At 59.2% G+C, this 17,105-nt stretch carries 5 protein-coding genes; all 5 read left to right on the top strand.

Features of this window, described 5'->3' with window-relative positions; translation table 11 throughout:
- Window positions 1–77 precede the first annotated feature (77 nt).
- Window positions 78–563, top strand: coding sequence for a hypothetical protein (locus QW845_RS12225; RefSeq protein WP_315753314.1), 486 nt, complete (start codon window positions 78–80; stop codon window positions 561–563).
- A gap of 23 nt (window positions 564–586) precedes the next feature.
- Window positions 587–10,282: a calcium-binding protein gene (locus QW845_RS12230; RefSeq protein ID WP_315801839.1), complete on the top strand. Its 9,696-nt coding sequence runs from the start codon at window positions 587–589 to the stop codon at window positions 10,280–10,282.
- Between the two features lie 450 nt (window positions 10,283–10,732).
- Window positions 10,733–12,268: a hypothetical protein gene (locus tag QW845_RS12235; protein WP_315753318.1), complete on the top strand. Its 1,536-nt coding sequence runs from the start codon at window positions 10,733–10,735 to the stop codon at window positions 12,266–12,268.
- 572 nt (window positions 12,269–12,840) lie between these two features.
- Entirely contained in the window at window positions 12,841–13,839 is a 999-nt protein-coding gene (locus tag QW845_RS12240; protein ID WP_315801840.1) for a phosphatase PAP2 family protein, read from the top strand.
- A gap of 199 nt (window positions 13,840–14,038) precedes the next feature.
- Window positions 14,039–15,847 carry a hypothetical protein gene (locus tag QW845_RS12245; RefSeq protein ID WP_315801841.1) on the top strand — a complete coding sequence of 603 codons (1,809 nt, stop codon included), beginning with the start codon at window positions 14,039–14,041 and terminating at the stop codon, window positions 15,845–15,847.
- Window positions 15,848–17,105 lie beyond the last annotated feature (1,258 nt).

Below are 17,105 nucleotides of genomic sequence, written 5' to 3' on the forward strand. Positions count from 1 at the left end.
GGATGAGCTGCGAGTTAACAGCAAGACTGGTTAGCCAGATCGATCAGGGAAAGCGGAAGCTTATGAGCTTGCCTTGCATGAACGTTGCAAATGGTGAGCGGCGCATGTTCGAGAGGCGAGCGCAGAAAATCAGCGGGGTAGGTCGCGCTGTCAGTTGTATGACGTTGAGGATTTGTGCTCTTTCTGCCGCTCTTTATTTTGCTTGGTTCGATCAGGCAGCAGCGTGCGCGGTGGCCGGCGTGCAAACGGGAGTGCTCTTTGACCATATACCTACGCAGGTCAATGCGCCCGTCATATTAGAGGTGACGATCGTCGGCATTGAGGCCGATATCAGCTCTCAAAAATACGGCCGGCTCGCTGTGATGAACGCTCGGGTCGAAAGGGTTGTCAAAGGAACATTCGACCGTGACGCAGTGAAGGTTGTTACATCCATCAGCACCTGTACCCGAATTGGCGTTGGGCACGGTTACGTTGCCGGTGTGATTGATCACGACGCCCTGATTGGTCTTGAGCTGATTGCAATCCAGAGATCATTTTATGATCTCATCGAGCAAAGAAGATAAATATAGCCGTTTAAGGAACGCCAATGAGCTGGGAAGCAGTAAGCAAGGCCGTTGACTTCTGGTCGGATAAAGCCGCCTGGAGCAATCCGAACAATTCAGAAATCGAATTCACCCCGGATGAGCAAAATTCCATTCGCGATTCATTGAAGCAGCTATACGACAGTTCTGCGTATGCACGTTCGCTGTTGGAGAGTGCTGTAAGCGGAGGAAAACTTATCAAGTTTTTCCAAACGCCCCCCACGACCACGGCAATCACCGACCGCTTCAGCGAGACGGTGGGACTCAATCTTTCTGCAATAAAAAATTCATATTTTATGAACAGCTCAGGTGAGCTAGTTAAGTTTCGGCAGGAGTTGGTTATAATCCATGAGTTGATTCATGCAATCGCGGGAGAAGACGATCCAGTAGGTACTGGGCCTTACAAAAACAATGTAACTAATTCGGACTTAAATGGCTCGACATTCGACGATCTTGGAGAAACTGCAGCTGATACAAACATCGTTGCCGCTCAGATGGGGCTTAGCGATGATTACATGGTCTCTTATTCGGCTGGGATGCTCGTACCTGATACGCGGCTCGCGCGGATGGCCCTTGGAATTCAATACTCGGAAGGCCGCGATGTGGCCGTCCTCAGGGTCGGCGATTTGCCCCTCTCGAGCTCTACAGTCTTGGGGGGAGTTGACATCGTCGATCTTATCGACATGTCGCATCGCGCGAACAAAGGTGTGTACCTAGCGTTCGGTTATGATGGATCGGATAGAATTTACGGTGGTCCGGGAGACAATTTCCTGTATGGGGGATTGCAGGACGATATCTTGGTCGGAGGGCAAGGGGCTAATCTACTGCATGGTGGAGACAGAGGGTTGCCCCTTTCAGGGGATGGGATCGATACTGCTGACTACTCCGGAGATCTTGGGCTGCCCGGACGCAAAGGCATCAAGGTCCTGATCGACCAGAACGCTGTTTCGGCGTCGGATATGGTTGACGGTATCGTGCCGATTCTTGTAACCGACAATGGATTTGGCGGGCGTGACCGTCTCGTCTCTATAGAAAAGCTTAAGCTCGGATCGCAATCCGACACGGTTGTGATTGGAGCGGACAGTCTAGATCTTCTGAGTTCGGTGGAAGAGATTGATGCTGGAGGAAATCCCGCCGATGAGCCGGATGTTTTGGATCTTTCCAAACTTCAAGGTGGCGTGAGATTCATAGATGGACATTTAGACGGCTCTAAGCCGTCCTTTCTCAATTTTGATAAGATAATTGGTACATCTAAGAGCGACGTCTTCAAGTTGAACAATCCCGGTGCGATCGTTAAGACGGGCGACGGTCAAGATCAGATCGAGTTGTCCCATAACGGTGAACTTCTGATTGAGGACGCGAGTTCTGATGACAGGATCACGTATTATGATCATGTTCTTACTGGAGCGGTTCGCTGGGGTGGCTCGGAAGACCCGTATGCTTATGACGTCTTCGACAATCAGTACGGTCGAAACAAAACTGGTGATCTGATTATTACCGATTCTGACGGAAATCAGACCTACATTCCTCATTTCAACTTTGGGGTTTCCGGCAGCAACCAGACAGCGGGCCTTTACGTCGTCGAGATCACATTCAAGACCGTCCGGAGCAACATGTGGACGAGCGGGTTCGAGACGGCTGCGGCCGAGCTCACTGCGCTCGATAAGGCTGGTCAGGCGCTCTACGGCAGAAAGCCGAACGGGCGCAAGGATCCGCTGGTGCTCGATCTCGATGGCAATGGTATCGCCTTCACGATTCAAGAGGCTTCGCGGGTTCGTTTCGACATCGACAAGGACGGTTTTGCCGAGCCGGTCGGCTGGATCGGTGGCAATGACGGCTTCCTGGTTCGGGACCTGAATGGCAATGGTGTGGTCGATGATGTTGGCGAGCTGTTCGGCAACGAGACCGTGTCCGGCTTTACACAGCTGGCCCAGCTCGACGGCAATCATGACGGGGCGGTCAGCGCGCTCGACGACGGGCTTGCCGACTTCAACGGTGATGGTGTCATCGATACGTCCGATACGTTCGCGTCGCTCAAAGTCTGGGTGGATGCCAACGAGGACGGCATCACCGATGCCGGCGAGCTGAAGTCGCTGGCTGACCTCAATATCGTCGCAATCGGGACCGGATCGACGCCTTCGACCTACACGGACGGCGCCGATACGATCTCCGCGACGGGAACCTTCATGCGCGCCGATGGCTCGACCGGGCTTGCCGCTGATGTCCAGCTCGAGACCGACAACTACAATACGACGTGGCTGGGGGATTCCAGCATCAGCGCGGCGGCTTCGAGCCGGCCAAATTTGAAAGGGTTCGGCACGCTGACCGACCTGCGCGTCGCAATGACGCTGAAGCCGAGCCTGATCAATGTCGTCGACGCCGCGCTGCCGTCGATGGCCTCCCTCTCGCTGTCCGCTCTGCGTGAGGCCGTTCGTCCGATTCTCTACGCCTGGCAGGCCGCTGTTCCCGTGCCCTCAGGCACGCCGGGCACCGAGCCGACGGCGGAGTTTCAGTTTGTCGGCACGACCAACGAGAAGGGGGCGGTGCTCTACGACTTCATCATCAGCAAGTCGGATGACCAGGGTCTTTTCTACGCCTATGCCAGTGGCCAGGCCGTGCGCGATGCAAATGGGGTGGTCATCGAGCGGCCGACGCTGCAGCAGGTGTTGGGCAGCACGCCGGAGCAGGGCAGTTGGCAGACGCTGACGGCCGCCGATATCGCCTTCCTCGAGCGTTTCACCGGCGAGCAGATCGGCCTCGGTATTCCGACGAATCCGAGCGCAGACGCCATCTCGCGCGCCGCCGACGCGGTCACCGCTGGCTGGAACGTGCTGAACAGGCTCGCCATCCGCGTTGCCATGCAAGGCGAGCTGAAGCCGTTTTTCGCGGGCATCACCTACGATGTCGCGACCGACACCTTCAAGCCCACCACCGACCAACAGTTCGCGCCGATGCTGGAGCAGATCTTCCAGCACACGCCGAGCGACCCGACCGCAGCTGGCAGCTATCTGGAGCAATGGAAGGGCATCATCGGCATGATGCTGCCGGACTTCCAGCGTGACGACCAGGGAAGGCAAATCACCGACGCCTATCTGTTCGCCAACATCGTCAATGCGTTCGAGAACGTTCCGGTCAACCTGTCGCTGCAGGCGGTCGCTGACAAGCTGTTCGACATCCCGGCCTCGGAGCTCGTGATCGGCAACGGCAATCTGACCGGCGGCGACACCACCGACGACATCTTCTATCTCAATGGCTCCGATCAGGTCGTCCAAGGGCAGGGCGGCCACGACGCCTACGTGGTCGGCTACAATTTTGGCCACGATGTCATTCAGGACGTCTGGCAGGGGCTTGGCGACAACCAGGAGGACGCGATCTGGTTCGCCCACCTCAACGTCTCCGATCTCACCTTCGTGCGTGACGGGCTCGACCTCGTCATCACCCAGAACGGCACCGACAACCAGATCCGGGTGATCGACGAGTTCGCCGGCCGCCGGCCGGGCCTTGTGACGGCCTATCAGGATTTCGACAAGTCGATCGAGGTGATCAAGTTCGCTGACGGCACCACCTGGAGCAAGCTCGACCTCGCCAAAGCGGTCGGAATGCCATCCTACGCGACCGACGATAATCTGGTCGGCACGCCGGACGCCGACGTTCTCAACGGCGGTCTCGGCACAGATACCATGTCAGGCGGCGACGGCGGTGACACCTACATGTTCGGCCGCGGCGACGGTCATGACACGATCGAGGACAATCAGGCCTGGATCTGGGGCGAGCGGCCGGACTTCCTGCGCTTCGGTCAGGGCATCACGCTGGATGACCTGTCGTTCCACCGCGACGGCAATTCCAACGATGTCACAATCGCGATCAACGGCACCGATGATGCCGTGACCGTCAAGGGGCAGTTCCGGGTCGATTACGGTCTGCTCAACACCACCATCGACCGCATAGAGTACTTCACCTTTGCTGATGGCTCCTATGTCAGCTGGGAGGAGGTGATCCAGAGCATGGATGCCAGCGCCGGGACCGACGGCAACGACGTGATCTACGGCTTCTCCTATGCCGACACGCTTCAAGGCGGCAAGGGCGATGACGTCATCGATGGCGGCCGCGAGGACGATACCTACGTCTATGCCCGCGGCGACGGCAACGACACCATCATCGACGGTCCGGATGCGCAGACCTCTGCCTTCGACACGCTGGTGCTCAAGGGCATCGATCCGGCCGACGTGACGCTCGTCCGTGACGGCAACGATCTGCGCTTGGTGTTCGCCGAGAGCGCCGACGGGGCCGGCGATGCCGGCTCGGTCCTGCTCAAGGACGAGCTCGACGACTGGTTCGCGCGCGGCATCGAGCAGGTCAAGTTCGACGACGGCACCGTCTGGACCCAGAACGATCTGCGGCTGAAGCTGCTGGCCCAGGCGTCGACCGACGGCAACGACGTCATCGTCGGCTACAACACCAATGATGTGATCGAAGGCGGCAAGGGCGACGATACCCTCGCCGGCGGCGCCGGCGACGACACCTATATCTATAACCGTGGCGACGGCAACGACGTCATCACCGAGGTCACCTCCGGTAACTACAGCACGATCGATACGCTGCGGCTGAAAGGGATCAGCCCGGCCAGCATCTCGTTCAGCCGCAACGGCAACGACCTTACGCTCATCATCAACGAAAGCGTGACCGGCGCCAATGACGGCGGCTCAATTGTGCTCAAGGACGAGCTAGGCGACTGGTTCAGCCAGGGCGTCGAGAACATCGTGTTCGACGACGGCACGACCTGGGACCAGAATTATCTGCGCACGACGGCGCTGTCGCAGGCGTTCACGCCGGGCGACGACGTCATCAACGGCTTCAACACCAACGACATCCTAATCGGCGGGCGTGGCAACGACACGCTGAACGGCGGCGCCGGAGATGATACCTATATCTACGCCCGCGGCGACGGCAATGACACCATCATCGACGGGCCGGCCGGCAACTTCTCGACGTTCGATACGTTGCGCCTTCAAGGTATCGACCCCGCCGCGATCAGCTTCGTCCGCAACGGCAACGATCTGACGCTCGTCATCGCCGAAACCGTGGCGGGCGCCGGGGATGGTGGCTTGATCCTGATCAAGCAGACTCTGGACGACTGGTTCAGCCAGGGCATCGAGCGGGTCGTGTTCGACAACGGGACCGTCTGGACGCAGAACGATTTACGCCTCAAGGTGCTGACGCAATACTCGACCGCCGGCAACGACGTCATCGACGGCTTCAACACCAGCGACGTCATCACCGGTGGACGCGGCGACGATGTGATGTCGGGCGGGAGCGGCGACGACACCTATATCTACAACCGCGGTGATGGCAACGACACCATCATCGAGGGAACGGTGGGCAACGCCTCGAGTTACGATAATCTGAAGTTCAAGGGGATCCGGCCTTCCGACATCAGCTTCGTCCGCAACGGCAACGACCTGACCCTGGTGATTGCCGAGAGCGCGCCGGGCGCCGGTGACGGTGGTTCGGTCCTGATCAAGCAGACACTCGACGATTGGTTCAGCCAGGGCGTCGAGCAGGTCGTGTTCGACGATGGCACGGTCTGGAAGCAGGCGGACCTGCGGGCCCTCGTGCTGCAGCAGGCAGCGAGCTCCAGCGCGACGTCGATCTACGGCTTCAACGCGGCCGACACGATCCTGGCAGGAGCCGGTGACCGCTATCTGAACGGCCAGGGGGGAACCGACACCTACATCTACACTTCGACGGGCGGCAACGACGTCATCGAGGACAGTACGAGCGGCAACATCCTGGTGATGCAAGATATTGCCTCGACCGCGGTAACGCTCAGCCGCAACGGCTCCGACCTCGTCATCGCGAATACGGCGACGGGAAAGACCGTCACGGTGAAGGCGCAGTTCAGCAACGGGACGCTATCCACCGTCAGCTTCAGTGATGGCGCCAGCTGGAGCCAAGCGCAGATCCTGGACATCCTGGCGGGATCGAGCGACGCCAACGCGTATCCCTTCACCGCCGGAAGCGGCCAGGTGACCGTTGCTAATACGGTCACGACGATCCGGATGGGAGCGGGGATCTCGTCGTCCGATCTCTACTTCCAGGCGAATGGCAATGGCGACCTGACGATCAGGTTCAGAAACAGCACCGACGTCATCACCGTGCCGCGGGATCTTACCGTACAGCCCTGGGGCGTCTCCAGCGCGATCATTCGCATCGCATTCAGTGACGGCGCGGTGCTACCGGTCGGACAGCCGGCTGCGGGCCTAGGCACACCGTTGACTTTCACCTGGGTCGGCAACACCAACGGCTTCAACCTCGGCAACAGCAATTTCGGCTCCAACGTATTCGAGGTGTCGGCAGCCGGAAATCTGGGCTTTGCGGATTATAGCAACGGGGTCGCTGGAACGAACCGGATCAAATATGCGCAAGGATCCGGCAGCCTGACGGCCTGGCCTGGCGCGAGCAAGGGATCCCTGGAGTTCGGCGCGGGTATCAGTGCGCAGGACGTGCTGCTGCAAGCCGGTGGTGGCGACCTGATCGTCAAGTTCCGCAACAATGCAGGCGACAACATCCTCGTTCACAACGACCTGACGGTCAGTGGCGGTGTTGCCTCTAGCTCGATCAATCAGCTGGTGTTCAGCGACGGTAGTTCGATCGCGCTGGGAGGTTCGGCCTCGGTGCCGATTACCTTCACCTGGGTCGGTAACACCAACGGCTTCAATCTTGGCAACTCGAATTTCGGCTCGAACGTGTTCGAGGTGTCGGCATCCGGAAATCTCGGGTTCGGCGATTACAGCAACGGTGTCGCCGGAATTAACACGGTCAAGTATGCGGCAGGATCTGGTGCCCTATCGGTATGGCCCGGCGCGAGCAAGGGCACGTTGCAGTTCGGCACCGGCATCTCGGCGCAGGACGTGCTGCTGCAGTCCAGCGGCAGCGACATGATCGTCAAGTTCCGCAATAACGCGCTCGACAACATTCTGGTACACAACGATCTGACGATCAGCGGTGGTGTCGCCACCAGTTCAATCAATAGACTGGTGTTCAGCGACGGCAGCTCAATCGCGCTGGGCGGCTCAGCGTCGGTGCCGATCACCTTCACTTGGCTCGGCAACACGTCGTCGGCTGGACTATCGGGCTCAGGCTACGGCTCGAACGTCTATGAAATCACCGCCAGCAACGTCTCGGTCAATTTTGCAAATGCGGCAGCAGTGGGGGGCACCAACACCCTGCTTTACAGCCGCGGCGTCGGGCGGACGGACGTCAATCTGAACGCCGGCGCGACCGGCGCCATCAAATTGGGCGCCGGCATCTCTGCCCAGGACATCTATGTGCAGGTCGAGAATGGCGCCGATCTGATCCTTCGGATCCGGAACGACGACACCGACAAAATCGACATTCACGGCGACCTGACGAGCACAGGCGGCATCCAGTCGGTGGCGTTCGCCGACGGTACAGTGTTGTCGCGGCAACAGCTGCTCGCGCTGGAGACAACGGGCACCACCGTCAACGACGTCCTCTGGGGCTCGCTCGGAGCCGACACATTCGACGGCAAGGGAGGAAATGATATCGCGCATGGACGCGGCGGCAACGACACGTTCGTGTTCAACACCGGATACGGCCAGCTCGAGATCGACGAGATCGACAGCTCGAGCACCGCGGCCAATGTGCTGTCGCTCGGAGCCGGAATCCGGCCGTCCGACGTGGGGGTGGCCGTCGCCTCAAACGGCAACGACTGGATCCTCACGATCGGCAACAACGGCGATGTGATCAGGATCGACAACATGGTGCAGTCGAGCACCAGCGGCGTCCAGCAGGTCCGGTTTGCCGACGGCACGGTCTGGGACCGGGCCGCAGTCAGGGACGCGTCGCTGACCTTCACCTGGACCGGAAGCGGCAGCAATCCGACCCTGGTCGGCAACGCGACGGGCTCCAACATCTTTGTGCTCGGTGATGGGGCCGAGACGGCGTTCGGCGGCACACGCTCCAACCTGTTCCGGGTGTCGTCCGGCACGGGGCAAGCCACCATCAATCTGTCGGCGACGGCCGGCGCGAAGAACCAGATCGATTTCGGCAGCGGGGCCACAGCGCAGAAGCTGTGGTTCACGCAATCGGGCAACGATCTGGTGGTCGCCGTGGTCGGCACAGCGACGCGGGTGACGGTCGCAAACTGGTTTGCGGGCTCCGCCAGCCAGTTGCAGACTATCACTGCAGGAACGACGGTGCTGGATGGCGGCGCAATCGGGACGCTGGTTCAGGCGATGTCAGCCTATACGGCGGCCCACCCGGGCTTTGATCCGGCGTCGGTCTCGCAGGTCCCCGGCGACCTCGCCTTGCAGAGCGCGATGGCGGGTGCGTGGCACGGTCAAGCGGGCTTTGTCGCGAACTTCTTTGCCCTGACGTCCGGACCGTCGCAGCTGTCGGACGTCAACTGGGGGGCGGCGCCGAGCTTCGTGACGACAGTGTCCCAAATCTCGGGCACCGCAGACGCCGCCTGGCCAGCCTCGTCGCACGTCAATTTCGCGACGGCCTACCAGGCCAACCTCACCATCACGACGGCTGGAACCTATACCTTCAGCCTGGCTTCCGACGACGGCTCCGCGCTCTACATCGATGGCGTGCGGGTCGTGAACAATGACGGGCTGCACGGCAATAACACGGTCTCCGGCCAGGTGACACTGGGGATCGGGTCGCATGCGGTCGAGGTTCGCTACTTCCAGAATGGAGGCGGCGAGGTCGTGACGCTGACGGCGCCGGCAGGAGCAAACAGTTTTGCGGCTGCGACCGGTAGCCTGATCTTTGCCGGAAGCTACGGCAGCTATCGATTTGCCGCCGATGCCTTCGGCGATGTCTTGATCCTAGACACTCGTGCAGGCGCATCGGGCGCCAATTCCGCGGTAGGCCTGACGCAGCTGATCTTCGCTGACGCAGCGATCGGGGTCGTCTCGGGAACGGCGGGCGTCGATGCGCTGAGCGGCTCCGCGGCCAACGAGATATTCGTCGGATCCGGAGGCAACGATGTGATCGTCGGTGGGGGCGGGGTTGATACGGTCGCATTCACCGGCAACTTTGCGAACTACACGGTATCTTTGAATTCGGCTAATCAGGTCGTGGTCAGCGACCTGCGCAGCGGCAGTCCGGACGGAACCGACACGTTGTCCGGCATTGCTTCGCTCGGATTTGCCGACCAGCAGGTGCAGCTCGTGGTCGGGACCGGCTCTACCGGCACAGCAGGTTCGGCTACGCTGGCAGGAACAGCTAGCTCTGAAGTTTTTGTTGGCGGCGCCGGCAATGATACGTTTATCGGTGGCGGAGGAAACGATCGGTACCTGTTCAGCGCGGGCCAGGAGACGATCGTGAACGGAACTGCGAGCAGCTCTACCGCCAGCGGACAGCTAGCTTTCGGAACGGGCGTGACGGACAACGATCTCTGGTTCCTGCAGTCCGGCAACGATCTGCAGATCGATCTGCTCGGCACGACTCAGAACGTCACGATCAAGAACTGGTTTTCGGCGCCATCGAACCAGCTGCAGGAGATCACCGCCGGCGGTCTCAAGATTGACAGCCAGATCTCGCAGCTGGTCCAGGCCATGGCGAGCTATTCGTCTAGCCATGCGGGCTTCGATCCGACCAGCGCAGGGAGCCAGGCAGCGTCCAGCGACCCGAGCTTGCAGGCATCGATTGCGGCCGCTTGGCACGCGTAGAGGGTGAGGTACACGGAGACGAAAGCTGGCTCGCTCGATTCGTCGGGCGCGCCAGTTCAATCTCATTTCGGCCTGATTGCCGACGTGCCTCCGCTTCCTCTGCCGCCGCCACGCCAGCAACTAGTGATTCTGCAGGATTGCGAACACCTCAATCTCGGCGCCAGACGAGGGGGAAGTAAGTCCCTCGTCGACTGGTGCGGCAAGCCAGCTACGATCGTTGACAAGACTCACCTTTCATCGCGATGACGGCGGCACTTCCTCGCCTCTGGGGACGCCCGTCCAAAATGCCGTTCCCATCAGCCGGCCCGGGCACATCTGTCATTCATAGGTTGTTAACTAGCGTCCATTTGTCCGTGCGAGGAGATGGATGCGAACGTGTTTTTTACTCCGCCTTAGACGCCCTCCCGTATTCAGGTACAGGTAGCGCAAAAATATCGGTAACGAAGTGGGTTGCGCGCGCTGCTGGGAAGGCAGAAGTACAACATGTGCGAGCAGACGATACCCGGGCGTGAGGTGCTGGCCACGTCGGCTGCGACCGATCAGCCGCCGTCGCACCACTTGGGAACTTACGCGTTCCTGATCTCTCTTTTGAGCGTTTTCTATCTTTCCAACGCATCACTCGTCCTAAGTCATTACGACCTTGGCTGGCACCTTGCCGCTGGCGACCTGATTCGAACGGAAGAGCGCATCCCCTTCCAGGATCCCTGGTCGTTCACCCTCGGGATCCAACAGTGGTTCAACCTCTCGTGGCTATGGGACGTGGTTGCCAGCACAATCTTCAAGTTCAGCGGATACGCAGGTCTTGTTGTCCTCGTCTTGGTGTGCGGAATCCTGATCGCTGGATATCTCACGTCGGCTTGCTTGCGAAGTGGCGCTTCCGCGTTCGCCGCCTGCATCGGGACATTTGCGGCTTGCTTGCTGTATCCCTCCTACGATACGGCGCCTAACAGCTATCTCGCGGCATCTCCCAACATCGCGACCATGGTATTCAGCGTGGTCTTCTACCGGGAGTGTTTGCGGCCGACCAAACTGTCGTTGCTACCCTTGCTGATGGTGCTCTGGGTGAATTTGCACGGTGGATTCGTGCTTGGCTTCATGATCCTCGCTGTCTTCGGTGGCGGGGCCATTCTCCGAGGTGACTGGCACGACTTAAAAGCCATCGTAGTGGCTGGTTGCGGCTGCCTAGCGGCTACCTTGGTCAATCCGCTCGGCTGGAAAATCTACAAAGGTGTGGCGGCTACCTTGGGACACTTTGTTCAGGGACATATTGGAGAGTGGCTTCCCTATTCTCACAATGTCGAAATTCCGGGCAGCCTTCCCGGAATGGCCTACATTATTGCGTTCATCGCGCTGGAACTGCGGTACGCCGTAACGGCGAAAATCCGCGCTGAGCACCGCATTCTGTGTTGGGCATTTCTCGCGCTGGGACTTTACCAGTTTCGATACATGTCATTCTTTTTTATCTTTTCGACGGTGCCGGTGGCTCATCATCTCGATCGGCTTCTTCCCACTCGGCTGCCCAAGCCACAAATTCAGCGGGCGCTTCTGACTGCAGCGCTCGTTGGCGCATGTGTCCTTCCGGTTACTTTAATCCGAGTAAAGCCGGCGATGGCATTGCCAAACATGTTGTCGGAGCAGGACGCCGAATACCTGCAGACGCATCTTGCGCATGCGCGAGTGCTCAACCACTGGAACGTCGGAGGATATCTGATCTTCCTTACCCATGGATCAGTCCGGCTCTTTGTCGACGGCCGAGCGGCCACGGCTTATCCTGATGAGTTGCTCCGCGACTACTTCAAGCTCGTGCATTGGGAGGTCGATGAAGCCGCCTGGGATGAGGTGCTCGAGAAGTACCATATCGATGCAGTCTTGTGGCTTAAGGGGCATGATGAATTGAGGCAGTTCCTCGTAGGAAAGCGAGGCTGGACTGAGGACCATATCGGGAAGTACGAAAGTGTCTATGTCAGGCCCGCTGTCGCGCGCTGACGTGGCGCCAAGGGATATCGCCAGGTACTGCGTCCCCGGAGCAGCAGAAGCTCATACGCATTTGCGTAGAAAGTTGACGGCGAGGTTTCCACCAACGCCCGCTCTGCTTCACCGATCTACTCCAGGCTCTCGCTCACTGGCCAAACGATTGTAAAGCGTGGTTTCGTTGCTGCCGTAGCCTAGAGATCGCGCTGCGTTATATCCCCGCGCAAATGCCGCGGCACAGGTTCCACAATGGTGCGCAACCGGTGAGAGAATTGTGCCCAGCCAGATCTACGAAAATGCCCTCTCATGAATCCGGCCGCTCTGCAAAATGGCTTCAGAACGTGCCTCGTTTGTGAATCGTGAATCTCAGGATCTCCTTTTTCACACTACCTTAAGTTTTGTCCCGTAATTTTGCGGGGTGAGAGATCGGGTGATCTGCGGGCTACTGGCCGGGCTTAAGAGCCCTGCTTGAGAGATGTGCCGCGACCAGCTCCCTGGGAATGCGATCCAATGTTCCGTGCTTTCGTCAGATGTTGCGCTCGCGATCGTCAAAAGAGCTTCGTTGAAGGAAACGATGGCCTGCAGGCATGAAAACCGACGAAGAAAACCTCGCGTGGCAAACACTCAATCTCAACTGGCTGCCAATCGCTCTGTTAGGCGCGGCGCTATTGAGTGCCTTGACGTACTCCGACTTTTCCTTGGAGCCAGTGGGTTTCGGAGTTCTCGTTGCTATTGCGATTTCGCTTGCGAGTATTGCCTATGTTTATGCCCACATCAGGCAGGCTTCCGCGGATCCTAAACTTGTCTTCTGGTTTGGTGTCACAGCTCAGATCATATTGCTCACGGCGATCGCTGGCCCTCTTAGTTATGTCGCAAACGCGATGAATTGGCCCCTACAGGATCGGAGCCTATTGTGGATCGACCGCGCAATTGGGTTTGATCCCCAGGGGATTGCAGCGTTTTTTAATGCCCACAGCTGGATCGTACACTACTTGAAAGTTGGATACGGCTTCATCAAGTGGCCCCTGCTCGCGATCCCGATCATTTTGGCGATGGGATCGCGGTTCTTGCGACTTCAGCAATTCGTGCTGACATTGAGCGTTGCACTCGCTGTAACGATTGTCGTGTCCGCCTTCATTCCGGCCATAGGGACTTATTATGGTCTGGGATTGTCGCCGGGCGAGCAGTTCCCGAAGGTTGACTCAGCAAATTACGCGGCGCAGCTCCGGGATATTTTCGCGCTACGAGATGGGTCGTTACGACAGCTCGACGTGCTCAGGCTAGCGGGCATTGTATCATTCCCAAGCTTCCACACGGCGTCGGCAGTTCTTTATATCTGGGCTTTGTGGCCGATCCGAGTTTTGCGGCCGGCGTCGATCGCGCTCAATACCTGGATGGTTGCCGCGACGCCCCTGATCGGTGCGCACTACATCATCGACCTCATCGGAGGCGCCGCTGTGGCTGGCGGGTCTATCGTGATGGTCAAGCACTTTTTGAGATCTGTATTTGTCAGTTCACAGCGCCGCGCGCAATCGCACGCTTATTGGCCGTCCGCTATGCCAAACGCCGGATCTTCGTCGGAGTAGACCCCGGTCACATCTTGGTGGCGCTGCCAGACGGGCCGAGTTGGGTCCGGCGAGCAACGAATCGGCTCGATATCTGCAGGCTTGCGGAGCACTTGAACCCGATGGGCTCAGTGCCGTGCAGACGTTGGGCAGTTCGACGCGGTGCGTGCTGCTCCAGTTAATTTCGGTTGTTGATGCTGCGGGAACCAGTGGGCTCATCATGTCAGACGCCGTTTCGAGTTTGAACTCGGTTCCAAGCCAAGGCAGAGTAAGAGCGGTCGGCGTTCTGATCCTGATCCTGGTGCTGGGGCTTACTGCGGCGATGGCGTTCAAGCTGCTCTCGATCAGGGGCGTCGTTTTCGACGCCATGTCGACCGATGATGCGATGCGTCTTGTCGAAATCCGGGATTTTCTCGACGGCCAGGCCTGGTGGGATCTCCGGCAATACCGCCTGGGTCCATCCGGCGTGCTCATGCATTGGTCGCGCATTGTCGATCTGCCACTAGCTATATCGATCCTGACACTGAAACCTTTGATCGGTCCGCTCCATGCGGAAGCGGTAACGCTGTTCGTCTGGCCAATACTTCTGCTTCTCGTGGCTCTCGTGCTCGTCGGGACGATTGCCTACCGTATGAGCGAAGGCGTCGCGGCCTCATCGCTGGGCGCAGCTGTGCTGGCTATGCTGGCAGCGCCAGCATTGATACACTTCAAGCCGGGCGCGATCGATCATCACAACGTGCAAATCGATCTCTTGCTCCTGATGCTTCTCTTTGCGATCCAGGCCGATCGAAGCGCGACCAGGGCGGCGCTCGCAGCGTTGACCGGATCTGTGTCGCTCGCAATCGGAGTTGAGATCCTACCGGTGATCGTCACGATATGCGGTGCCATGGCGGGTCTTTTCGTCTGGCGTGGTGGAGAGGTTGCGCGCGAAGTCTCGGCCTTTGCTCTCGCGCTAGCCGCATCATCGGCGGCTCTCGGATTTGCGTTGGTTCCGGCAGAGGAACTAACGTTCCCCGTGCTTGACGCGTTCGGGGGCCCGCTGCTTTTGTTGACCGTGGGCGGGAGCGTTGGCCTGGTGCTAATGGTTGGAATTGAGCGTTACCGATCCTCGCTATGGCTGCGTGTTGGTACTGCGACCGGAACCGTGATCGCCTTGCTCGGTGCGTTCGTCCTGCTTTTTGCGCGATCGCTGGTGTTGCCGTATTCGCAGCTTGATCCGCTGGTCGTTTCTCTATGGCTCGATCATGTTCAGGAGACCGTATCCCTGGCGGAGATGATCCGGATCGGTCCAGAGGAAGTACTCGGCTTTTACGCGTTTCCTCTTATAACAATGGCAATCGCGGCAGCGGCATTTTTGCGAGCCAACCCGGTTGATCGATTTCGGTGGGGTGTTGGTGTCGCTGCCCTCGCGACGTTGATTGTGATCAGCGTGTGGGAAATGCGCGGAACAGGCGGGGCTGCCATGGCGGCAGCGCCAATATTCGCCGCAGCCGCCGTCTTCATCTGGCCATCGCTTGCCCAGACAAGCAGCCTCGTTCTGGTGGCGTTCGTCGTCTCTCCGGTCATGTTCGCAGTGCTTGGAAAATGCGCGAAACCACTGATCGATTCGATGGTAGAGCCGACTGAAATGGTATTTGAACCTGACGAGTCCCGATGTCAAAGTGTTTCGGATGCCGAGCCTATGGGGCTATTGGCAAGAGGAAGCGTCATGGCGCCGATCGATCTCGGCCCGGCCATATTGGCTGCGACGAAACACGCCGTGTTTGCGGCCCCATACCACCGGAACAACGATGGCAATCTCGCGATGCTCAAGCTCATGCTTGCGCCAGCGCCGGTCGCGCATCAGATGCTACGAGACTACCACGTCGATTATGTGGTCACGTGTCGGACATCTCCAAATCGTAACGTTATTGAGCGCGCTCCGGATGGCTTAGAATCATTGTTGGCTCGAGGCGAAGTTCCTGAATTTCTCGAGCCATTGGGACTCGCATCCTCGTCCAAAATCGCGGTTTGGCGTGTTCGGGGATGATGGCCCAACTCCGGCGGCTTAGGTTTGGCGCAGATGAAGTCAAGTTGCTCACGCAACTGCCCGTATTCTGATCCGTCCCGTCAATACTGCGTCCACTACCCGGTCCGTGGGTGCGCGCTCTCGATCTCGCGGCCGCATCGGCGCGAACTCGGTTGCAATTGGGTATCCTCTTGAAGCGAGAGGACTCAGGAAGGTTGAGCACCAACTCGCACAATGAAGCTTCGGTCCGCGCGCCTGCGCGCGGTACTGGGGCGCGGACCAAGGACCTTGAGCGGCCCTGGGTATATGAAGAGAACGCGATCGCGGAGCATTGCAATGCCAGCTGGCAGCGGGGTGTCGGCACGACACATGGGTGGATCTCGCGCGTGCGCGAGTCTTGCGCCTCCCCGCAACCATCGAAACACAGGAGAGGTTGGGCGAACGAGGGATCCGAACTTCACCTTTGGGCGCCGAGCCCAAAGGGCAGGCAGTCAACTTTTCTGAAGTCTTGGCAACTTTCAGGCGATTCTGGCTTCCAACCTACCCCTTGGATGGTGCGGGCATCGCCAGAAATTCCCTTTTGAAACCAAGAGCCCTGGAACGCTGGTGCGGGTGCCTAAATCATTGATCTTGATCCGTGTTTTCGCCCCTGTCGTGCCCACCATCGGCCGGTCCGGCCGGTGACCCAGCTTGGTCTGGTTTTCCGATCGTTGAATATCCTCCCTTGTGAACGCGAGGCGCGCGTGACGATCGCGGGGCGACGCAACCGCGGGCTCAGCCGCCGCCGCGTCGTCGTGACGGCGGCAAGCCGGCTTGAACCGGCCATCCATGACGAGTCTCTTCGGTCAAGTTCTCCGTCATTGCGAGGAGCGTAGCGACGAAGCAATCCAGAGTCGCGCGCGCGACTCTGGATTGCTTCGCTTCGCTCGCAATGACGGCGGTTAGATTGTGATGAGGGCGCTGCGACATGGCTTCGCTGCCTCGCGGCGCATTCTCGCGTCCGAGCTTTGCTGATCGATGTTCCTCTCTTGGAAGAGGGCACGGGGAATGCCGGGCGCTGGCCGCACCCATGGCCCGCCTGCAGAAAAAAAGCAGGCGGCAGTCACCACAGGTTCAGCCGAGATCACCCGGCATTCCCCGCACGATGGTTTTGACGGCTGCTTCGCGATCTCCCCGGTGCGCCGGGCTTTCTGGCCACCGTTGCCCGCGCCGCGCGTGAGCGCCAACGCAAGCGTGACACCAGCGTCGGGGTGTCAGGACCACGCGACTTGACCGTGCG

It is taken from the genome of Bradyrhizobium sp. SZCCHNS3002 (genome assembly GCF_032377435.1).
Taxonomy (GTDB): Bacteria; Pseudomonadota; Alphaproteobacteria; order Rhizobiales; family Xanthobacteraceae; genus Bradyrhizobium.